This is a genomic window from Brevibacillus reuszeri (assembly GCF_002897295.1).
In the GTDB taxonomy this organism is placed as follows: Bacteria; Bacillota; Bacilli; order Brevibacillales; family Brevibacillaceae; genus Brevibacillus; species Brevibacillus reuszeri_A.
Window position 1 is genome coordinate 1 of the sequence record NZ_BEXF01000030.1, and the last position, 20,587, is coordinate 20,587.

The 20,587-nt window shown below is 51.0% G+C and carries 16 protein-coding genes; 3 read left to right on the forward strand and 13 right to left on the reverse strand.

The features are described 5' to 3' along the window. Positions 1 to 194 precede the first annotated feature (194 nt). From C3B52_RS30080 to C3B52_RS30115, 8 genes are read right to left on the reverse strand one after another with little or no spacing between them, the layout of a single operon-like run. On the reverse strand, positions 195 to 3,044 hold the full coding sequence (locus C3B52_RS30080) for a VWA domain-containing protein (protein ID WP_103110038.1): 2,850 nt from the start codon (positions 3,042 to 3,044) through the stop codon (positions 195 to 197). Beyond that, positions 3,034 to 4,896: a vWA domain-containing protein gene (locus tag C3B52_RS30085; protein ID WP_103110039.1), complete on the reverse strand. Its 1,863-nt coding sequence runs from the start codon at positions 4,894 to 4,896 to the stop codon at positions 3,034 to 3,036. Before C3B52_RS30085 ends, C3B52_RS30080 begins: the two co-directional genes overlap by 11 nt. 17 nt (positions 4,897 to 4,913) lie before the next feature. Beyond that, positions 4,914 to 5,795: a DUF58 domain-containing protein gene (locus tag C3B52_RS30090; RefSeq protein WP_103110040.1), complete on the reverse strand. Its 882-nt coding sequence runs from the start codon at positions 5,793 to 5,795 to the stop codon at positions 4,914 to 4,916. Beyond that, on the reverse strand, positions 5,792 to 6,775 hold the full coding sequence (locus C3B52_RS30095; RefSeq protein ID WP_103110041.1) for an AAA family ATPase: 984 nt from the start codon (positions 6,773 to 6,775) through the stop codon (positions 5,792 to 5,794). Before C3B52_RS30095 ends, C3B52_RS30090 begins: the two co-directional genes overlap by 4 nt. Positions 6,776 to 6,811: 36 nt before the next feature. Next, positions 6,812 to 8,524 (reverse strand): hypothetical protein, encoded by a 1,713-nt coding sequence (locus C3B52_RS30100; protein ID WP_103110042.1) that lies wholly within the window; start codon positions 8,522 to 8,524, stop codon positions 6,812 to 6,814. A gap of 3 nt (positions 8,525 to 8,527) precedes the next feature. Then, positions 8,528 to 9,421: an ABC transporter permease gene (locus tag C3B52_RS30105; RefSeq protein WP_103110043.1), complete on the reverse strand. Its 894-nt coding sequence runs from the start codon at positions 9,419 to 9,421 to the stop codon at positions 8,528 to 8,530. After that, positions 9,418 to 10,344: an ABC transporter ATP-binding protein gene (locus tag C3B52_RS30110; RefSeq protein ID WP_103110044.1), complete on the reverse strand. Its 927-nt coding sequence runs from the start codon at positions 10,342 to 10,344 to the stop codon at positions 9,418 to 9,420. The genes C3B52_RS30105 and C3B52_RS30110 overlap by 4 nt, the downstream gene beginning before the upstream one ends. Then, a complete protein-coding gene (locus C3B52_RS30115) occupies positions 10,341 to 12,710 on the reverse strand; it encodes a DUF7408 domain-containing protein (protein WP_103110045.1) in 2,370 nt (789 codons plus the stop codon). Before C3B52_RS30115 ends, C3B52_RS30110 begins: the two co-directional genes overlap by 4 nt. A 181-nt stretch (positions 12,711 to 12,891) precedes the next feature. Between C3B52_RS30115 and C3B52_RS30120 the strand changes: the two genes are divergently transcribed. Then, a complete protein-coding gene (locus tag C3B52_RS30120) occupies positions 12,892 to 13,902 on the forward strand; it encodes a hypothetical protein (RefSeq protein ID WP_103110046.1) in 1,011 nt (336 codons plus the stop codon). A gap of 59 nt (positions 13,903 to 13,961) precedes the next feature. Here C3B52_RS30120 and C3B52_RS30125 read toward each other — a convergent pair whose 3' ends face one another. Further along, the gene (locus C3B52_RS30125; RefSeq protein ID WP_103110047.1) at positions 13,962 to 14,936 is read right to left on the reverse strand and encodes a proline dehydrogenase family protein; all 975 of its coding nucleotides are present in this window, start codon (positions 14,934 to 14,936) and stop codon (positions 13,962 to 13,964) included. A gap of 127 nt (positions 14,937 to 15,063) precedes the next feature. Between C3B52_RS30125 and pdxR (C3B52_RS30130) the strand changes: the two genes are divergently transcribed. Continuing rightward, complete coding sequence (gene pdxR, locus C3B52_RS30130) at positions 15,064 to 16,476, forward strand: MocR-like pyridoxine biosynthesis transcription factor PdxR (protein ID WP_103110048.1); 1,413 nt, start codon at positions 15,064 to 15,066, stop codon at positions 16,474 to 16,476. 448 nt (positions 16,477 to 16,924) lie between these two features. On the opposite strand, the gene C3B52_RS30140 is transcribed toward pdxR (C3B52_RS30130), so the two are convergent. The 4 genes from C3B52_RS30140 to pdxR (C3B52_RS30155) form a co-directional block, all read right to left on the reverse strand. Continuing rightward, on the reverse strand, positions 16,925 to 17,320 hold the full coding sequence (locus C3B52_RS30140) for a YvaD family protein (RefSeq protein WP_123058875.1): 396 nt from the start codon (positions 17,318 to 17,320) through the stop codon (positions 16,925 to 16,927). An 8-nt stretch (positions 17,321 to 17,328) separates the two neighbouring features. After that, positions 17,329 to 17,703 (reverse strand): DMT family transporter, encoded by a 375-nt coding sequence (locus tag C3B52_RS30145; protein ID WP_103110051.1) that lies wholly within the window; start codon positions 17,701 to 17,703, stop codon positions 17,329 to 17,331. Then, positions 17,700 to 18,278: a TetR/AcrR family transcriptional regulator gene (locus C3B52_RS30150; RefSeq protein WP_103110052.1), complete on the reverse strand. Its 579-nt coding sequence runs from the start codon at positions 18,276 to 18,278 to the stop codon at positions 17,700 to 17,702. Before C3B52_RS30150 ends, C3B52_RS30145 begins: the two co-directional genes overlap by 4 nt. A gap of 75 nt (positions 18,279 to 18,353) precedes the next feature. Continuing rightward, positions 18,354 to 19,808, reverse strand: a complete 1,455-nt coding sequence (gene pdxR / locus C3B52_RS30155) for a MocR-like pyridoxine biosynthesis transcription factor PdxR (protein WP_103110053.1) — start codon at positions 19,806 to 19,808, stop codon at positions 18,354 to 18,356. A gap of 130 nt (positions 19,809 to 19,938) precedes the next feature. Here pdxR (C3B52_RS30155) and C3B52_RS30160 point away from each other — a divergent pair, with 130 nt between their 5' ends. After that, complete coding sequence (locus tag C3B52_RS30160) at positions 19,939 to 20,511, forward strand: GNAT family N-acetyltransferase (RefSeq protein WP_103110054.1); 573 nt, start codon at positions 19,939 to 19,941, stop codon at positions 20,509 to 20,511. Positions 20,512 to 20,587: the final 76 nt, after the last annotated feature.

Here is a 20,587-nt window from a genome sequence, read left to right on the forward strand (position 1 = left end):
AGCAGCATGAGTCTCTTTACCATACAAATAGCGAAGAACTGCTGATAATTTATCTTTTGCAGTAAACTTAGACAAAAAAACTGCACCTCCAACTGTTAGGTGTGTCTAACAATTGGGGTGCAATTCATTGCTATTCGCAATTAATGGCTGTTTTTAAGTGCTTATTTGATTTGTAGTAACCATATAATGATAGGTTACTTGGTTCGACGCTTTTTAGCTGCCAGCAGACGATTTAATGTTGCATCTTGCTGGGCTTGTTCTTTGTTTTCTTGCTCTTTTTTCGTCTCCTGAGGCGCTGCTTTGTTCGGTACCGCGCGAGTTGTTGCTGCTGATCGCGCAGCAGATCCAGCGCTTGTCTGCGTGCTGCTCGCATCGCTCGCTTTAGTCTGGATAGCGCTTCGCTGGCTTGCCCGTTTTTCCCCGAGGCGTGTCAGCACGGCTTGCTGCTTTGTGTCTGTCGATGCGCGCGGGCGGCGCGTCCACATGCTTGCTACTCTCATCCACCAATGATCAGGAAGCTGCAAACGACGTACAGCAACATCAAATGGTAGAAGTAAGGCCGCTAGCATCAGAAGCCACTGACTAATCGATTGCGTATCCCACTTATCAGGTAACGTCCCGCCAAAAACCTCGCCCGCCTGAGATATTTGCTTGCCTCCACCGACAACGAGCCAGCTACGCAGCTCTTTTTCACCGTCACTTGGCATGCCATACTCAGGGGAGTACGAAACGGTCAATCCTGTCGTTTGACTGGCGGCTACTTTTCCTTGTGCCTTCTCAACGATCTGAATCAAATACGTCCCTGGATCGTTTGTATCAAAATTACCTTCCATGACGCCAGGGGCAATAGGCTTGAGTCGGATCAGCTCTCGCTCCATGTCCTGATTGAGGACGACCGCCTCCAGCTCCTGTGGCATAGCTTTCCCAGCAGGCAGTGTAACTGTGACCTTTCCACGGGTTCCTTCAAGAACGGTTTGCGTTTTCCATTCGCCCTCTTTAATTTGCGGCAGTGTCCATGCTACGATTTCATTCCACAGCCGGCTGTTTCCTCCCCAGCTAACCCAATCTGGAGCCCATTTTCCTTCGAGGTCGCTCGTCCACGCAACCGAGCGTCCGAGCCCGTACTGCCAGCGAGTCAGGATCGGATCCTCGTCCATGCTCATCAGCGATGTTTCGGCAGTCTGCTTCGGTGTTGTGGCGACATATGCCCGCAGTGGCGGCAAGCCCTGCTGCAGGGAAGCCCATGCTCCAGCCCCCATGAGAGCCGGGACTTGCGGTTTTTCCACGATAAAGGTGCGACTTGCCAAAGCGGTTTCCTTGCTGAAAATTTTCGGGATCGACTCGGCATCGTTGGCAAAGTAATATCTGCCTTTTCCCCACTCAGCAATCATCTGCAAAAGGTGCGTATCCGCATCATCACCAACCGCTACCGTAGACACTGTGATGTTTTCGCCTGCCATCTGTTGAAGCAAGCCTTGATAATCATCCTGCATACCGGACTGTCCATCAGTCAGCAAAATGACGTGCTTGCGCTGCGTTTTCATCGTTTTGACGCTTTCATACGCCATTTGCAGAGCCGGGAAAATATCCGTGCCGCCATCAGCTACGATGCTGCCAATCTGCTGCTGAATCTCATTCAGCTTAGTAACGGTCTGCGGTTTTACAACCTCCCACGGGTCACCGTCAAAAGCAATGACACCGATGTAATCCTGCTGATTCATCATCGTTGTCGCGCGGATTGCCGCTTCCTTAGCCAGCTCCATTTTATCCAGGCCTCTAGCATCACCTGTCATACTGCCGGACTTGTCGATCACGAGCTGTAGTCCGAGAGAAGGCAGCTGCTCTTTTCCTTTTAAATCCATATGGACCGGAAGTGCTTCCTCGATCGGCGTCTGAAACCAGCCGCCCATCCCAAAGCTGTCACTTCCCCCGGTCATAATCAGCCCCATCCCCAAATCACGTACCGCTGTCCGCATGCGCTCCATATCGGCATCGCCCATTTGAGTGGCAGGTACATCCGCTAAAATGACGGTAGCATACTGCTTGTATCCATCCAGCTCCTTTGGTAAAAGCGCCAAATCTCGCACTTCTACTTTTAGGCTGCTCGCCTCCAGCGCCTGAACCAGATTGGTCGCGGCACCGGGATGACCCTCAGCTACGAGAATCACAGGGGAACCTGCGACCTCTGTGTAAGCTGTAGCCTGATTGTTTGCCTGCACCGTATCTTGCTTCGGTTCAATTTCTACGCGAAAACGATGAAAGCCCTCCTGCATCGCCTTTTGCGAGAACACAAAACGGTTTTTTCCTTTATCAATCTGCACGATTTGCTGTCCAGCTTCTCGATTCCCCTCGTACAAGCGAAGAATTGCCTCGGTAGCTAACGTGCTTTCCACATCTACACTGATGCCGTATTCCTCTCCCGCGTATAAATGCTGCGGTACCTGCACGGAGGTGAGTACGACCTCATCGCCCTGTGGCTGCTGCAAGGAAACGGCTTCTACGGCAATTCCTCGGTCAGAAGAGAGCTTGGTCTGACGGGCGGCATCGCCACTGGTCGCAATCCCGTCCGTAAGCAAGACGACCTTTCCCCTCGCATTGCTTGGAATCATCGCGGATGCAAGGCGAATACCCTCTGCCAAATTTGTGGCATGGCGATTCACCTCCACACCCAAGGGCGATATTTCAGGTCGCATAGTCAACGGTTGATCTACAGCAGCCTCCGCCCCGACAGAGACGATCGCATACTTGTCTTCTGCCCTCTTCTGCTCGACAGCCTCCCGCAAAAAAGACATGATCCGCGGGTCGTCCTTCATCGATGCGGAGCGGTCTACTACAAAAACGATCGTTTTCGCCTGAATCGGAGTCAGCAGCTGTGTTCCGGCCAACGCTAAAACAAGCAGCAGGAACAAGATCGATCGAATGGTCGCGATCGCCGCTTTTCTACCGATGGGCATCTGTTTTTGCTGACGCCACCAGCTGTATAGCAAATAAATAATGGGAAGCAAAAGCAAGAGGAATAGCGGCTGTACAAAATTAATACCCACGTTGATACACCCTCCATTCCACACAAAGCACCAAGAGAGCTAGCGCTGCCAACCAATACGTCAGCTCCATAGCCCCTGCCGAGCTTGCTGCTTTTTCTCCTCCCTCTAGTTGACCAGCTTGAGGCTCCATACCCATCCGCTGAGCCTTTGGCATAATATCCGATTCCGTCTCACTCATCTGCACAGCAAAATATCTCGTCTGTTGCCCGCTGTCCATCACTTCGTCGAGACGATACAAGCCCAGCTCGTCAGGAACCTGCATCATCCATGTAGTTCCTTCGCCTGTGATCGAGGTTTTTTGTCCATTCGGGTACGTCATCGTCCGCTCGGAAGCTCCCGGCGTAAGCGGAATAGACAATACCTCGCCTGGATGAGCTGAACCGATTGGAGCCGATTGTGTAGGAGATAGCCAGGTCACTATATTTTGCATGAGAATCGGAAAAGCTGGACGCAGAGGCAGGTCAGATTCATGCAGATCAAATCCGATGATTACAACCCGTCTTCCGTCAATGACACCCGCTCTCACTAAATCCGTCTCCCCGGCACGTACAAGTGTCTTCATGCCTGGCATTTCATCCAGCTCGGCACTTGCCGCTGTGTGAACATCACGCCAATCTACGTATTTGAGCAACGCATCGTCCTGTGCAACCGCTTTTGGCTGCTGCTCCAGCTCCCGTTTCCCCTGCAATGGCAGCCAATTCGTTTTACGATCAGGGGCCAGCAACAGTACGTTGGCATCTGGCAGTTTATCAGGAACTATTCCGTCATAAATCCACAAATCGCTAGCTTCTGCTTTTTGCTGCGGAGCTTGCTGAATTGTCTCCACATCCATATTTCCTACAGTTTGCAGGGCTTGATGCAAAAAGCGGTTCCCATCCGGCGAAAGAAGAACAGCCTTACCCTTGCCAACTGCAAACGGCACGCTCCACATTTCGTTGTCTTCTGCTAGTCCATCCTGTTCTGGCTCAATGACTGCGCGGTAAACAGGAGACACAGGTAAAGCCTGAAAAGAGGCTGTATAAGACCCGCCAGCTTCCATCGAAAAGGAGTCTGTATCCAAAAGCTTGTTTTCCCCATCAAAAATCGTAATGGTCCCTCGCGTAGGCTGACTGCCGTAATGATCGAGCCGCAGCAGTCCTTCTACTCCTTTTGCTGCTGGCTGCGTCACAAAAACACCGATTGCCGTGTTCTCTCGCGTCCGTCCCATTTGCATAAAACGAAATGGCCCCTGAAAAGAAGATGCTGCTCCCGTTTCCAGCTTGCGCTCCCCGCTTCCATCCCCAATCCATACAACGCCACTTCCTGGTTCATTCGCTGCGATGGCTCCTGCCAATGAATACGCAGCATTGGTATCTGCCGCTCCGGGAAAAGCGGAGAGTTCTTGCAACGCATTAATTAACGCTTGCTTGTCGTCACTTTTGGAGAGGAGCACGTTCGGCTCGCGTCCTGCCTCGATCAGCGTCATGGTCTGTCCGCTGCCCAGCTGCTCTACCAAGCCTTGAGCAGTCGAGACCGCGCGCTCCATCCTCGTTACTTCGCCTTCTTTGGCCAGCATGCTGCCTGAAGTATCGACCACGAGTACCGTATGATCGGTGGAGATTCCGTCTGTTGGTACAGCTGGCCTAAGCAAAGCCAAAAGTAAAAGACATGCAATCAGTAATTGCAGAATCAACAACAGATTGCGCCGGAGCTTTTCCCACGGTCTTACCGCCTCCCAGTTTTGCAGCGTTCGCTGCCACAGAAGCGTGCTTGGTACGACGCGATCCTCTACTTTTCGCTTGAGCAGATAGAGGACGATAATGGCGGGGATGATCAATGCGAACCACAAGTTGCCTAGTGCCATCCACTGCATGGTTGTCTCTCTCCTCTCTAGCGAATCATGCCTGCCTGACGAAATACTTGGAACACAATAGACTCTAGCGTTTGCTCGGCTTCGATAGCCACACAAGTAATCCCTCTACCGTAAGCAAAAGAGGTCAGCTCCTGCTGGTAGTCCGCAAGGCTTTTCCGATACTCTTCCATGAGGAGGCCCGTTACGGACACCTCTTTTGCCTGACGGGTCTCGGAATCTATCAATCTCAGCTCGCCCTGATAGGCTGGCTGCAGCTCTTCCTGTGAGAGCACCTGTACCAGTACTACCTCCTGGCGGGCAGCCTGCAAATAGGCAATCCCCGGGGAGTAGCCTGACTCGAACAAAAAGTCCGACAGCACAATCGAAATGCCCGATTTGCCATGCACGGCACCTGGCAATCGCATCGCTGTATTCAGATCACCCGTCCCGCCCTCTTTTAGCGAAGACAAAAAGCTGAGAAGTCGATGCGCCTGTTTTTTTCCCTGTAATCCCTGCAGGGAGGCAGTAATTTGGCTGTCAAAAGCAAAGACAGAGACATGATCCAGGTTGCATAGTGACAAATAACCGAGGGCAGCCGCAATTTGCACCGCCCGCTCCATTTTTCCCGGCTTCCCGTAGCCCATCGAGCGACTGCAATCAATGTACAGTGTGACGTGAAGCTCCGTCTCGTCTAAATACTTTTTCAAAAAAAGCTTTCCCGACCGTGCGTAGGCATTCCAATCGAGCTGGCGCAGATCGTCTCCGGGAACATACGCCCGGTAATCGGCAAACTCCATGGAGCTGCCCAGCTGTCTAGCCCGCCGTCCGCCCGCATGACTGCCGCTAACAAGTCTTCTGGTCGCCATTTGCATCCGTTCCAGCCTTGCGAGCCACGATGGGTCAAGCAGGTGCTGGCTCATACCTTCTTGCTCTCCAGTCCCTGCAAAATATCGCGGACAATACGGTCAGGACGAATGCCATTTGCCTCCCCTTCAAAATTGAGGAAGATCCGATGGCGAAGGGCTGGCAAAGCTACGGCCTCCACATCCTCATAGGCCAGATTGTAGCGACCCGAGAGCAGTGCACGTACCTTTGCCAGCGCGACCATCGCCTGAACTCCACGCGGACCTGCTCCGTTACGCACGTATTGGTTCACGGACGCTACTGCCTTTTCGCCAGGATGCGTTGCCAGGAGCAGTCCAACAGCATAATCCAGTACCGCATCTGCTACCAGCACATCGCGCGCCGCTTGCTGAATTTCAGCAATCTGCTCAGCAGACGCGACCTTTTCCACATGTATGGCTTGCCCGGTGGTTGTCCGCAGCACAATTGCTTTTAGTTCTTCTTCTGTCGGATACGGCACGTCAATCTTCAGTAAAAAGCGATCCATTTGCGCCTCTGGCAATGGATAGGTGCCTTCTTGCTCCAACGGGTTTTGTGTTGCCAAAACGAAAAATGGATCAGGGAGTGGCCGCGTGACCCCTCCGGCAGAAACAGTTCGCTCCTGCATCGCCTCCAAAAGAGCACTCTGTGTCTTTGGTGTCGCGCGGTTAATCTCGTCGGCAAGCACAACATGGGCAAAAATCGGCCCTTTTTGAAACTGGAACGATTGCTGCCCTGATTCATCGACAAGCAAAATATTCGTTCCTGTAATATCTGTCGGCATCAAGTCCGGGGTAAACTGGATACGCTGAAACGATAGCTCAAATGCCTGCGACAGTGTACGTACCAAGAGTGTCTTTCCCAAACCGGGCACACCCTCAAGAAGTGCATGGCCGCCAGCAAATACCGCCCAAAGGAGCTGTTCCACGACGTCTTTTTGTCCTACCAACACTTTCCCAATCTCTTGTCTAACGAGCTCTACTCGTTGCAGACAATCCTCCAAGGTTTGCTGCGCCATAGCCGCGTCCCCTCCCTCTCTTCTATCTGAATCCGTTTACGGCTCAATTTTGCTGAAGTACTCCTTTACAACCTCTTGATAATCACCGGGAATACTGCTTTTTTCCATACTCTCGCGGGCAAACTGCTCATACTGTCCGTATACTTCCTCGTAAGGCAAGGTACTGCCGGAGGATACCTGTGTATCGCCGCTTTGTTGCGATTGTGATGGCCCGGCACCCAAAGGTCCTCCAACTGTCTCAGACGGTCCATTATCACCGCCGATGCGGTTGGACGGAATCGTAACCAGCTCGTGGTTTCCTGCTCCCAGTCCTGCTCCAGAGCCTTGACCGCTTCCTTGACCGCTGCCTGATCCGTCGCCTGTTCCAGAGCCGTTGCCTTGGCCAGTTCCGTTTCCTTGACCCGAGCCATTTCCTTGACCGTTGCCATTATTTCCACCAGCCGGCTGGTTTGCAGCACCCGAGCCTGGATTGGCGTTCGCTGCTGTTCCTGTTGAAGGATTTCCCGATGCAGGTACAGCCGGACTAGTGCCCGGAGTACCCGATGCGGCTCCCGCTCCCGCTGTCCCGCTACTTCCTGCGGCACCTGCACTCGCCAGCGTCATCTGGGACTGCTGGAGAGAAGCTGCTGCATTTGCTGCTGCCAGCATCCCTTGCTGAGCTTGCTGCGTACCTGCCATCGCTTGCATCAGACTATCCTGCATCGCAGTCATCGCCTGTGGCACCTGTCCCTGTGCTGTTTGCTCGGCTGCCTGTGCCAATTGGTTTGCGATTTCTTTTAACTCTTCGGATTGTGCCGCTTCAGCTGCCTTTTGCAACTCGTTAGCGGCCTTTTCCAGCTCGCTTCCCAGCTGCTCTCGTTCTTTTGGCGTCATAGCCTCCAGAGCTTTTTCCATCTGCTTGAGGGCATCCGTCATCTTCTGCCTGTCCCCGCTGTCCATCGCCTCAGCGAGAGCACGCGTTCCTTGCTGACTACCCAAATTGCGCTGAAGCTGGGCCAGTGCAGACGCTTTCCGTTGCTCAGCCTCCCGCAATTTCTCCAGCTGCTTTTCGGCTGCTCTCAAGGCATTGAGCCTTTCTGCCGGATCATCTGCCTTTGCCAGCGCCTTTTTTGTTTGCTCCAGCATTTCTTCCAGCTGCTTTTTCTGTTCCTCGCTCATAGCCGGATTCGTTTTGGCTTCCTGCTTAATAGCCTCGACTTCTTTTTCCACCTGAGCCACAAGCTTTTGCTCCTCTGCCAGCTGGGCGAGCCTCACATCTTGCGGATTGGGCCACAGGAATAGGGCAAGAAACACCACAGCCAATCCACCGATGGCATACTTGTTTTTTCGCACGTCTGCCCATACGTGAATATTTTCTACGATCTGCGGCAGCTGTTTGCGTAACCATCGCAACGCATCTTCTCTTTGCATCGCTGCCACGCGCGACTCGTTCGCACGATTTTCCCACGCCGTAACTACACGCTGAGCCAAGCCATTCTCATCTGCGAACCGAGCGCTCTGCAGGGCTGTAGGCTTTCGCCAAAATACACTTGCCCCGCCAATTACGAGTGACAGTACAAACAAACTGAATGCAATCCATCCATAATAAGGAATCGGCCATAGACGAGCCAGGAGGAGAAGCAGTACGCTCCCTCCCAGCCCCCACAAGCCGAACACCGTCAATTGCCGTATGAAAATGTGAAGCGCCAGCCTTTTGCGAATCGGCTCTAGCAGTGACTGCAGCTCGTCAGTTGTTTTTGGAATAAACATGGCTTACTGCTCCACTTGAGCGGATTTGCGGAATCGCGGTCGTACTGGCTGAATAAAGTAAATTGCCAGGAGCAAGCAGACGACCGTAACAAGCGCCAAAAAGAGGCAGTAATACCAGAATGGATCGATATTCAGCATTGTAAATTGCGTATTGTTCATTCTCGTCAAATCTCGGACAGGACCTTCTCCAAAAATGTTCAGCATCGCAAACAGCGGATTGATACTGTGCAAAAGATCAGGCCAAAGCGGAAATGGAGCCTGCGTAGCATAATTCACTCGGCGCTGATAACGGATCAGCTCGCGAATGATCTCTGCCAGTACACTAGAGCCGATTGCAAATCCGAAAACGATCGCGTAGCTGACAACCGTTGCAATTCCTGTCCGCTTAATAAGCGTGGACAAAAGCACACCGATACTGCCAATGCCAAACATTGTAATGACATAAAAGCCAAATACCTTGAATAATTGCCCCGGTGAAATTCCCCCGTACAAAAAGACAATGGCGTACAACGGAATCGTCGAGAATACGAGAAACGTCATAAAGCTAAGTGATGCGAGCCATTTTCCCAAAATCAGTCTGGTCGCACTCACATTGGTCGTGAGCAGGATGCTCAGAGTCTGCCGCTCACGCTCACCCGAGATGACACCGGCCGTCAGCCCTGGAACAACAAACCCGATCATACCAAGCTGCAATATAGAGAGGATCATGAACAGCTCACGGGTCTGGTTGGGATTGTAGTAGGTCCCTCCATTCGTCTGTAGGAAAATGTAAAGCAGCGTCATCCCGCCAAGTGTCAGCAAGTACAGGAAAATGATCCACGGGGAGCGGTTCGTGCGCATCCGCATTTTCCACTCATTAAATAAAACAGGGTTGCGCAATCGCTTCAAAACGTTCATGAGCCCACCCCCTTCGTAATTTCCAGGAAGATTTCTTCCAGATCACCAACCGTCTCATTGAACGCCGCTACGGGAAAGCCTGCTACAGCCAGCTCTCGTAGTAGCTCCACCTGCTGCTCGTCATTCCCGGAAAATCCGGCTACAATCCAGTTTCCTTCTCTGGTCACGTTGGTGATCACAGCCATTTCACGCATACGCGTCATCGCTTCCTCCACCTGATCCAACAGGCGAATGCGCAGTACGCGCTGCTCCTGCATTTTGGAGTAAATTTCGTCCACGCGTCCAAAGGCAACCAGATTGCCCTCTTCCACGATTCCGATCACATCACACATCTCTGCCAGCTCCGGCAAAATGTGCGAGCTAATAATGATCGTCTTGCCCATATCACGCAGTTCTTTTAAAATCTCGCGCAGCTCAATTCGCGCTCGCGGGTCCAGACCAGAAGCAGGCTCATCTAAAATGAGCACCTCCGGATTGTGAACAAGCGACCTGGCCAAGCCGAGCCGTTGCTTCATCCCGCGGGACAGGGAATCTACGTAAGCATCCCGCTTGTGACTGAGATTGACCAGCTCCAGCAATTGAGGGATGATCTGTTTTCTTTCGGCTGCCGGGATATCGTAGTTGGCCCCGTAAAAATCCAGGTACTCCTCTGCTGTCAAATTATCGTAAACGCCAAAAAAGTCAGGCATGTAGCCAATCAGCTTACGAACTTCCTTTGGATTCTTCGTTACCTCGTATCCGCCCACATATGCCTTTCCACTCGTCGGTTCCAAAAGCGTCGCCAAAATGGACATCGTCGTTGATTTTCCTGCACCATTCGGACCGACAAAACCAAATACCGTTCCCTTGTCAATCTCAAGCGACAGTCCCTTCAAAGCCTCCATTTTGCCATAGCGCTTCCGCAAATTTTGAATCTGAATCACGGGTTACTCACCTTCCCTTCCACACTGACATTCGGAACCCCAATGTGGCGATGATCACCAAACTGGTGGGCAAATTTGAGGCGGATAATACCATCGGCGGATAAGAAGCTGCCTGCCTTGTCTCCCGTCATGACATTGTTGGTAAACACTTTTTCAAACGGCTCGTATGCCTTGGTCTTCCAGTTGTATACCTCTTTGGAAAACGGCGTATTGTCATCTGACCATGTATACAGATACAAATTGGTGATGCTAAGCTTCTTTTCATCCCGATACAGGTTGATATCAAAGGTAATGTCTCCAGCTGGCAGTCTGTAGCCCTCTCCCTCATCCTCTACAGGAACGGAGCTTCCGGACATCGTCACATCAAACGTACCAACCGGATAATATACATGTCCGTCCTTGGACGGTTTTACTTCCAGAGCAGAAGTAATTAAAGAGATGCTGTCGGATTTGACTTTTTCATTTTGCACGGTCGCCTCTACGATTGGCTGATCCGTCCAGCCTGCAATCATCACTTCTGATTGAACCCCTCGTCTCTGCCAATACTCCACCATGTCCAGCATGATCTCTTCACGCGATTGTTCCCGTGGAGTCTGCTGCAAACGTTGTGGCAGCAATTGCGTAGCCAGACGCTGTTTCTGATTGTTCCTCATTTGTGCTGACGGCTGGAAAGGCAGATTCACTTCTACACTTGCGCCAGGCAAAAGCTCCGGAAACTCTTGTGTCTGTGCACTGGAGGCAACTTTTACTTCTTTGAGCGTAAAATTGGTCTTGTTTGTTACCGTCCCGGTCAATGCTCCATTCGCATAGGACAGATTGGATTCAATCGTACCCGCATCTGGAATGGTTCTTTCTGATGCAACCTTGCGCATCGACCAAAATTCTACGTCCCGGAACTGAATCTCTGACTGGTCAGCCTGAATCGACGCCCAAATCTTTGGAATTTGATCGGATCGACGGCTTTCCAAAATCGGCTGGGATAATCCCTGGCCTTTGATCGTCACTTTGTAATCTCCGCTGCTCGGTACGAAAAATGCCGTAACGGCGTTCGCCTTCGCTTGTCCATCATTTGTCAGCTGAACAAAGCCTGTCTGGTGAACCATGACACCAGAGCCGCGCTGCATGGCACCAAAGGAGAAGATGCCGATTCCTGTTACAATCGCAAGCCCAGGAACGATTACCCACATGTAGCTCTGCTTACGCTTCACTCGCAAAATGAAATACAAAACAGGTCCAGCGATCAGGGCATACACCCCAAAAAACAGCGCAAACCAGCTAACCTCTGGAATTTTCAAAGCCGGAATCCGGTCAGCTGCCTCTTGGAGCGGCCACAAGCGATCAAAGTTGGACATTCGCGAGCTATCGAGTGACGAGCCAAATGCTTTGATCAGCGTATCCGCCCAGAAGCGACTATTCCCCGCCCAGCTGGCTACCGGTTCTTCCGCTAAATCATACGCAGCGTACAGAACTTTCCCTTCTCCTGCGTTTTGGACAGCAAACAGTGGCACTCCACCCTCAGCATAAAGCACTTTTCCTTTTGTTAGGGTACCATTACTGATCGTGAATGGTGCGGTGAGCTCAATCGGCTTGTTCTTATCTGCAACCAGACTAGATAGAGAGCTCACAGTCGTCACTCCGGTTACTTCCACCGGAGACAAATCTGCCAGTGCCCCTGCTGTTTTTTTGTACTGCGCTCCCCCAGCCATCACCAAAAGACCGCCTGACTTTGTCCAATCACGGATCGCCTGGATTTGCTGTTCGTTCAACGTGTCGAGGGCAAAATTATTTAAAACGAGCATGTTAATCATCTGAAGCTGTGCCCCTGAGGTCGGAATCTGCTCCGGCTTCATCGGGAGCACCCTCACATCATAGGAAACGGCATTCTTAGGCAAAACCCCCAAGAAATTGGCTGTATCCTGACTTTGGGCAAGTACCCCTACCATCAGCGTATCGTAGTTGTATCGCTTTCCTCCGACAGGTGTTTGCGCGATAATCTTGCCGTTTTTCATCAAAGCTACGTATGTATTGCTACTCAGCTCTGAGCCAGGAACGGTAATCGTCACCTGCTTCGTGGCGCCCTTTGCTATCGAAACGCTCTGATAGTACCCTACAGAAAACTCGTTGTTCCCCCTGTCTCCGGTAGCTACTAAAAGCTCACCCTCTATATCCGCACCTCCATTGGTGACAGACACCTGAACAGGAACAATTCCGTTTTCCTTGTATTCCCCACCGATCCCCGCTATCACGGAAAGCTGGATTGCCTCCTCAGCATGGGCGATCGGAGCCAGGCTGCCAGGACCTCCTGCTACTAGGAGCAGGAACGCAAAAATGGCAATCAGCCACCTTCTGCACTTCGCCGTTTTCATTCGCTTTATACCTCCATAAACAGTTTCTCTCCATACAAATCTGTTAATTTCCTATTATTAATGACGATGAATATGGAAAAAAAGCTACAATCTATTTTTTCCGCAGCAGGAACAGTCACGTGATATGGTAAATTTAACCTTTTTGTGGAGAAACTTTTGATTCAGAAAAGGAGCATGATAAATGAAATCGTTTGTTTGGAATCTATGGGATGACACGGAGCATTTTGAGCTGGGAGACTCGGGCGCTCGACCTGGCGTATGGCGTGAGCAAAAGGCGCTCTTTCTTGAAAAAATCAACGTTCCCGTTTTTCTTCGTGAGCCACTGCCCTTTGATCGTTTCCGTCTGCAAGCAGAGGTCTCCATCCCTCGGCAGGTCGGTTTTGTCGGACTTGTCTTCGGCGCCCTGGATTCACAAAATTACGAGCTTGTTTACCTCGCACCGGAAGAAATTCAATACGATCCGATTATGAACGGCTGCATGACCTGGCAAATCTATAATGGCTCTCGCTATCAAAAGCCGTATTCATACAAAACAGGCGAGTGGCTCAAGCTTTCCGTGGAGGTCCATCCGGAGGGGGCTTTTGTTTATGTAGGCGAAGACCCTGTCCCCCAGCTGGCTCTCCCAACACTCCAGCATGGTGGCTCGCCTGGAAAAATCGGATTCTGGGGATATTTACCTGCGTATATTCGAAACCTGTCCGTGGAAGAGATCCCACCTCGTCCAATAGCCGAAGCAGATGCGGTGACAAGTCTGTCCGCTGATTTAGTAACGGCTTGGGTGGTTTCAGAGCCGTACGCTTCCAGCAGCAGCGAACCAAAAGCCATAGAGCAAGGGAAGGAAGTCCGTACAGAGGAAAATGGCATACTCAACATCAATCGACTCTATGAAGCAAGACAAGGTCTTAGCATACAAGCTCAAAGCACCGTCACGTGCGCGGCAGCTACAGAATCACTCTTATCGATCGGCTTTAGCGACCAGCTTCGCTTATGGGTGAACGAAGAGGAGGTTTACCAGGGAGAGTGGCGATGGAGCCCTCCCTCAAGTGATGGACGGATTCGGAGCAATCACGCCACCATTCCCGTTCGCTGGAGGGCTGGAGTAAACACCATTCGCGCCGAGCTCACGAATCAAGAAGTCTTTGGCTGGGGGATTTGTGTACGAACCGGATTAAGCAAGGAACAACTACTGTAGCTATTCACGTTGAAGAGCCACCTCTAGGAAATCGAGGTGGCTCCGCTCATTGTCTCTTCCTATTTGTATGTAGCTACCCTATAGGCGGCATCATTAATCCGTGACGGGTCAAACATGTCCGCGATCGCCTGATGAACATGTGGTGGATATTCTGCCAGTCGGTGACATAAATACAAAAACCATTTGGTGCCATAGGTGAGATAAATCCGTACCACAACTCCCTGCTCTCGCAAACTACTTGCCAGCTCGGGTCGAACGCCATATAGAAGCTCCATCTCTACGTTTGCTCTCGATACATAGTCTCGTTGCCTGAGTGCTTCAACCAGCCATTGATCATGTGTAGCAAAGGAGCATGGCTTTCCTGCCTGCAAACAAATATCGGCCAGCTGCAAATACCGCTCGTTCAGCTCTGTAGAACGCGGCAGCGCAATCTCATGCGGCTCCATGAACGCGCCTTTGACCAAACGGACCTTGCCCGGCAATCCCGCTACCCGCTTAATATCCTCCAGTGAACGGTGCAGATGCGCCTGGATCGTGATCCCCAGATTTTCATGACGCTGCGCCAGACGCTCGTACATGCTAACGATCGCTTCCGTCTTCGCTGACTCCTCCATGCTGATCATCAAATACTGTCCGGATTGCTTGGCTACCTCTGCGAGCTCGTCTACATGAGCAAACGCCGTTTCAGGCTGGGTGAGCAGCCCCAGATTCGACAGATCAAAAGAAATTCCTACTGACGCATGCAACTGTTCACAATCCTTTGTCAAAGCGAGAAATTCCAGCTGCACCTGCTTTGCCGCCTCTACATTCATTATATTTTCGCCGATTTGCTCGATGGACAGCTGATAGCCCATACTCTCCAGCCGCGTGGCGACAGCCATCGCGTCCTCACGTGTTTCACCTGTTACATAGCGCTTCGCCGCAGCCAGCAGCAACGGATAGAGCTGCGGCGATTGCAATACAGCCTCCTTTATGCGCTCATCGCGCGCTATCGTGCGTAAAATGTGGGCTGTGTTCTGCTCATCAACAGTCATTTTTACTCGCTCCTTTTATCATGGCGTCGTATTCTCTTCCTTCACCGTACCATGATAAGCTGTAGACAATCAGATCCAGTTCGCCCTAATTTGAACAGGACCAGTTTGACTAGGAGGCTGCCTCATTTTGCTATGGTTGAGCATTGATCGAGAAAAACCGATGTCGTTAATCAGACAATTGTATACAGAAATTCGCACCAAGATTTTGCAAGGCGAGATTACTACCGGATACAAGCTCCCTTCTACCCGCAGTCTGGCAGCTGAACTGCAGGTTTCACGCAATGTAGTCGTGGAGGCTTATGATCAGCTTTTGGCAGAAGGCTATATCGAAAGCACGCAAGGCTCTGGCTATTTTGTTGCTTCTGGCATCTATTTGGAGCAGCATGCGCGAAATAGGAAGCAAGCTGAACCACAACCGCAAAACATAAGAGAAGAAGCTGAGCCCTGTATTGATTTTCGTTCAGGAGTTCCTGCCTTGGAGCTGTTTCCACGGGCTGTATGGGGAAAAATGGTGCAGCGGGTTTGTCAGGAAGCACCTGCTTCAGCTTTTGGCTACGGTCGACCCGAAGGCCAGCCGGAGCTGCGCGAGGTATTGAGCCGTTATTTGTATCGAATGCGCGGTGTCCAGTGTGAGCCTTGGCAAATAGTGATGACCTCAGGTGCCACTCAAGCGCTCTCGTTAATTGCCAAAGTGCTGCTTTTTCCCGGCAGCACGGTACAAATGGAAGACCCGATTACGCATGATATCCAAACCATTTTCCGCTCTGCCGGAGCCGCGATCCAACCAGTAGCGACAGATGCTCACGGCATGGTCATGGAGAATTTGCCGAAATCACCTCTCACCACTCCCAGCTTTGTATTTGTCACACCCTCACACCAGTTTCCTTTGGGCGGAACATTGCCCATCCAGCGTAGAATCCAGCTGATTCAGCATGCGCGCGAGATGGACTGCTACATCGTAGAGGATGACTATGACAGCGAATTCCGTTACGAAAGTGCCCCGATCAGCTCGATCCAAGGCTTAGCACCAGATCGCGTTATTTACATTGGCTCGTTCAGCAAGATTTTATCTCCTGGTCTGCGCCTCGGCTATCTGGTGCTCCCTCCCTCTTTGGTCAAGCCGTATCAGGAGGCAAAATGGTTCACAGATTTACATACGTCTACGCTTGATCAGCTTGCTCTTGGTCACTTTATCGAAGAAGGCCACCTGGAGAAATACATCAGCCGCGTGAAAAAGCTGTACAAAAAACGACGAAAATGCCTGACAGATGTGCTCCGACAAACGTTTGGAGAACAGGTATGCATATGGGGCGAGTCTGCTGGCTTGCATATTGTGGCTTCCTTCGCGGGGATAACATTCACACATGAGCACTTCGCAGCTTTGGAAGCGAACGGCGTGCGACTATATCCTGTGGAAGAGCATGCTATTCTCAAAGGCAGGCATGAGGACAAGGTCATCATTGGATACGGAAACGTGTCAGAAGAGCAGATTCAAGAAGGTGTCAGCAGGTTGAAATCTGTTTTTGACCGATGGATGTGAAAAGAGCCATATCCCCGTTAATGGCGGATCTGGCTCTTCCCTATTCTTTCGATAAGAAAATATGAATTAGTATCTGCGACGACCTCGACAACATTCTGGTGGGCAAAACCGACAATGATCTGGACATCTGCGGCGTCTATGATCCCAGCCCTGACTGCTCCCATATCCCTGACCTGGAGGCTGTGGGTACCCTGGTCTTTGCTGTGATGGATAATAGGAAGACTGACCATAACTATAGAACGAAGATTGCGATGACGGCCATTGCGCACTCGGATAATACATGCTGTCGCCCTCTTTCCTCTTATTTTTGATGACTATATGTGTATATGCAGGGTGTCATTTACCTGCATAGACTCGTGACATCATCTAGCGGAAAATAGGGTATCTACCTATGTTTTCTATCAACATCTGCCCCGATTGCACCTGTCCACATTTAATCGGAATCTGCTTAAGAGACTGCGCTTCGCTCGCGCATAAAACCGGGTAGAAAAAACAGCGGGTAGATCAGCAAATACAAATTCGGAATCCACCAGCTCCAATCAAAATCGGCTTTGAACGCCCAAAAAGCAATAGCCTGCAAGCCCGAGCAAAATGTAAGCACGAGCGAGAGCAGTGCCAACTGCTGCCAGCTGCCCTTCCCTTTGTGATAGGCATACAAGCTGGCAAAACCGGTCAGCGAAATAAAAATGTCCAGCGGAAAGAACGACAGGTTCCACGCTACCAGATTGGCATCAGTATAATCCTGGTACATGTATTGCTTTGGCAGTATTTCTAAAAAGGTAACCAGCCAGTACACAACAAACCCCACGTCAGTTAGCCAAAAAAATGGACGCAGCCTTCTCATCGTCCCGTTCATTTTGCAACCATTCCCGTGTCCTGCGGAAGCTTTGTCGCTTGCTGACCATGTGCCCCGTCTCCCAGATTCAACAAGACGCAGCCCGCGATAATCAAGCCAACCGCAATTACTTTTTTAACGGTAAACGCATCCTTGAACACAATCACCCCGATGATCGCCACGATTGCGGTGCCGAGTCCTGACCAGATCGCGTAGGCAACGCCGACCTCCATCTCTTTGAGCGCCATGCTTAGTGACGAAAAGCACAGCACGTAGAAAATAAACATCATGACACTTGGGACAGGCTTACTCAGCCCCTCAGACAGCTTCATAGACGTCGTACCTGCCACTTCCAGCAAAATGGCCATCAACAAATAAATCCAGCTGGTCATTTCTCTCCCTCTCCTCCTGTTTGCGCAGCCAAAAGACCGCCCAGTAAAATATCAATCATGGCATCCAATGCTTCGCTGATCGTCATCTGATGATTGCCTGCGATTTGCTGATCAATGAGCTGCTCGATGCCGCCCGTGTACATTTGAATCAGGACAGGCAACTGGATTTTTCGAAAAATCCCTTGCTCGACTCCGTGCTCAAGAATGATTCGAACATGCTCCCACTCTTGTTGGTTGAATTCCTCAATCAGCTTCCACTGCTCAGGATAATAACGCTTGAGCTCATACCATACCCGCAAATCTGTACGGGCGAAGCTGTTTGGGACCAGGGCCAAAAGCTGCCTCATCTTTTCGGCCAAGTCCATCTGGTGATCGTGCAAAATCTCATCCTCGCGCTCCCGTATATCCTGCAGGCTTTCCTCAATCACGTTTGCGATCAGCGCTTCCTTTGATGGGAAATAGGCATACAAGGTCTTTGTGCTCATCGCTGCTCTTCGCGCCAAATCGGACATCGTGAACCGTACGCCCCGTGCCTCTATTTCCTGAATCGCACACTGAATAATCCGCTCTTGCATATGCGTATGACACTCCCTTCGGAAAACGAGGAAAATATTTAGTTTTTTATATTTTCCACTATAGCTATCTTTTTGTCAACTGTCTCCAAACCATGCTTGGTACAGCGCTTTGATCCCCGGCTCAATTTGATCCAGCGGGATGCCTGCGAATCCGAGAAAAAACTCCTTGGGCATCACTGGCGGAGGGGACAGCCAAGTAAACGATGCTGAAGATGCTCTCACACCTGCCTGCATCGCAAGCTGCTTCAACTCCTCCTCGCTTTTCTCAGCGTGCACATGCAGCAGCACGTGAAAGCCTGCGTCCTTTCCAATTACGCGAGCCCGATCGCCAAAATGTCTTTGGACAGCCTCCAGCAGAGCATCATGCTTTTTGCGATAGTGACTTCTCATTTTGCGGACATGCTTTTCAAACAAGCCCTTTTCCATAAAAGCCTGCAAGGTTCGCTGATGCAGCCGAGACGCTGACTGCTCTAAAAGTGTCGCTCGAAGCAGTCTGTAGTAGCTCTCCATGAGTGTTTCAGGTAGAACCATGTACCACACGCCGATTGCCGGGGCCATGACCTGCGCAAATCCTCCCATGTAAATGACGTTTGCATTCGGAACCAGGCCCTGCAGAGAAGGGATTGGTCTGCCGTGATAGCGAAACTCTCCGTCGTAATCGTCCTCGATGATATAACCGGAAACCGCTTGAGCCCACTCCAGTACTTGCAGCCGCTTGGACACGGGCATGATCATCCCGCGTGGATATTGATGGGAAGGCGACACGACAACCAATCCAACGTCCGCAGCATACAGCTCACTTATACTGATCCCGTCTTCCTCCAGCGCCACAGGTACTGCTTCGTAACCATGCTGGCGAAACGTATTGGCGTACAGGAGATATCCCGGATTCTCCACCCCCACTCGCTTATGCTTGTGACCTAGCATCAAGCTGATGAGCGAGAGCAAGCCGAACTGATCAGCTCCAATCACGATCTGGTCTGGCTGACAAACGACACCGCGATAGCGATGAAGATAGCTTGCAATTTGCTGGCGTAGACCAGATTCACCCTGAGGGTCACCGTAAAAAAGCTCCTCCTGCTGCTCCAGGCGCATCGTTTGATTGTACAAGCGGCGCCAATCCGCATACGGAAAAAGCGTAAAGTCATTTTGGGACATGTGAAAGTCGTACTTGTAGGTTTTATCGTCACGCAGCAGAGGGCGTCTGCTTGTCGTGGCCTCGGATTGCTGATGACGAGAGCCATACTCGCTACGTACTGCCTTCTCTGGTCCTACCTCCGGATCAGGCAATGCCTCCACATAATATCCGCTACGCGGCTTGCTCTGGATAAACCCTTCTGCTAAAAGCTGCTGGTACGCCATTTCGACTGGAGTCGTGCTCAGCCCCAGCAAATCAGCCAGCTTGCGGACGGAAGGCAAGCGCGTATGCTCAGTCAGTCTTCCTGTGACAATTTCGTTTTTCAGAGCGGTATAAAGCTGTACATATTGGGGCTCGTCCCTATTTCCATTCCATTTCGGGGTTAGAAGCATGTACCTTTCACCTCAATCTGTCCTTTTAAATATTGCAAAACTGCCCATTTCCAAGTATACACAATTCCACTATTCTATTTAAAAATACGTCTTGGCAGGACGATTCAAAACAAACAGGAGGACACCACAAATGTCTACTCATGCACATCCGAATACTCCGGTTCGCTTTTTGGAAGGCGAGCGAGTCTATTTGCGACCGATTGGACAAGAAGATAGCGAGTTTTACTACCGCTCCTTATACAGCAAGGAAACGCGCAAGCTGACAGGGACACAGAAGCACTACACGCGCGAGCAGATCCAGCAATACATCGAGAACAAAGGACAGGATTCATCCAGCGTTCTTCTATTAATCTCCCTGTGCGAAAATGATCAGGTCATTGGTGATATCCAGATTGGCGACATCGATACATACAACCGCAATGCGTTTATCCGTATCGCTATCGATCAGTCAGCCTACCAAGGAAAAGGGTACGGGAGTGAAGCCATACAGCTGATGCTGGACTACGGCTTCGGCATCCTCAACCTGCACAGGATTGAGCTGAATGTTTTCGCCTACAATGCACGTGCGATTCACACATATGAAAAGCTCGGCTTTGTGCAGGAAGGCGTGCAGCGACAAGCGCTGTATTACGACCACAAGTACCATGACTCCATCCTCATGTCCATGCTCGCTGACGAGTACCGGGCGAAATATGTAAAGTAGCCTTGGTGCGAAAACGAGCAAAGGTCTCCCCAAGCCAGCGCATACAAAATTGGCCCTTAGGTGGATTCCTAAGGGC

What these genes read in the sequence shown, in the direction of transcription:
- C3B52_RS30160 (WP_103110054.1), top strand. Translation starts at nt 19,939, where the DNA reads ATGTCTACTCATGCACATCCGAATACTCCGGTTCGCTTTTTGGAAGGC.
- C3B52_RS30115 (WP_103110045.1), bottom strand. Translation starts at nt 12,710, where the DNA reads ATGAAAACGGCGAAGTGCAGAAGGTGGCTGATTGCCATTTTTGCGTTC.
- C3B52_RS30145 (WP_103110051.1), bottom strand. Translation starts at nt 17,703, where the DNA reads ATGACCAGCTGGATTTATTTGTTGATGGCCATTTTGCTGGAAGTGGCA.
- C3B52_RS30125 (WP_103110047.1), bottom strand. Translation starts at nt 14,936, where the DNA reads ATGACTGTTGATGAGCAGAACACAGCCCACATTTTACGCACGATAGCG.
- C3B52_RS30105 (WP_103110043.1), bottom strand. Translation starts at nt 9,421, where the DNA reads ATGAACGTTTTGAAGCGATTGCGCAACCCTGTTTTATTTAATGAGTGG.
- C3B52_RS30085 (WP_103110039.1), bottom strand. Translation starts at nt 4,896, where the DNA reads ATGCAGTGGATGGCACTAGGCAACTTGTGGTTCGCATTGATCATCCCC.
- C3B52_RS30090 (WP_103110040.1), bottom strand. Translation starts at nt 5,795, where the DNA reads ATGAGCCAGCACCTGCTTGACCCATCGTGGCTCGCAAGGCTGGAACGG.
- C3B52_RS30120 (WP_103110046.1), top strand. Translation starts at nt 12,892, where the DNA reads ATGAAATCGTTTGTTTGGAATCTATGGGATGACACGGAGCATTTTGAG.
- C3B52_RS30100 (WP_103110042.1), bottom strand. Translation starts at nt 8,524, where the DNA reads ATGTTTATTCCAAAAACAACTGACGAGCTGCAGTCACTGCTAGAGCCG.
- C3B52_RS30140 (WP_123058875.1), bottom strand. Translation starts at nt 17,320, where the DNA reads ATGAGAAGGCTGCGTCCATTTTTTTGGCTAACTGACGTGGGGTTTGTT.
- pdxR (WP_103110053.1), bottom strand. Translation starts at nt 19,808, where the DNA reads ATGCTTCTAACCCCGAAATGGAATGGAAATAGGGACGAGCCCCAATAT.
- C3B52_RS30150 (WP_103110052.1), bottom strand. Translation starts at nt 18,278, where the DNA reads ATGCAAGAGCGGATTATTCAGTGTGCGATTCAGGAAATAGAGGCACGG.
- C3B52_RS30095 (WP_103110041.1), bottom strand. Translation starts at nt 6,775, where the DNA reads ATGGCGCAGCAAACCTTGGAGGATTGTCTGCAACGAGTAGAGCTCGTT.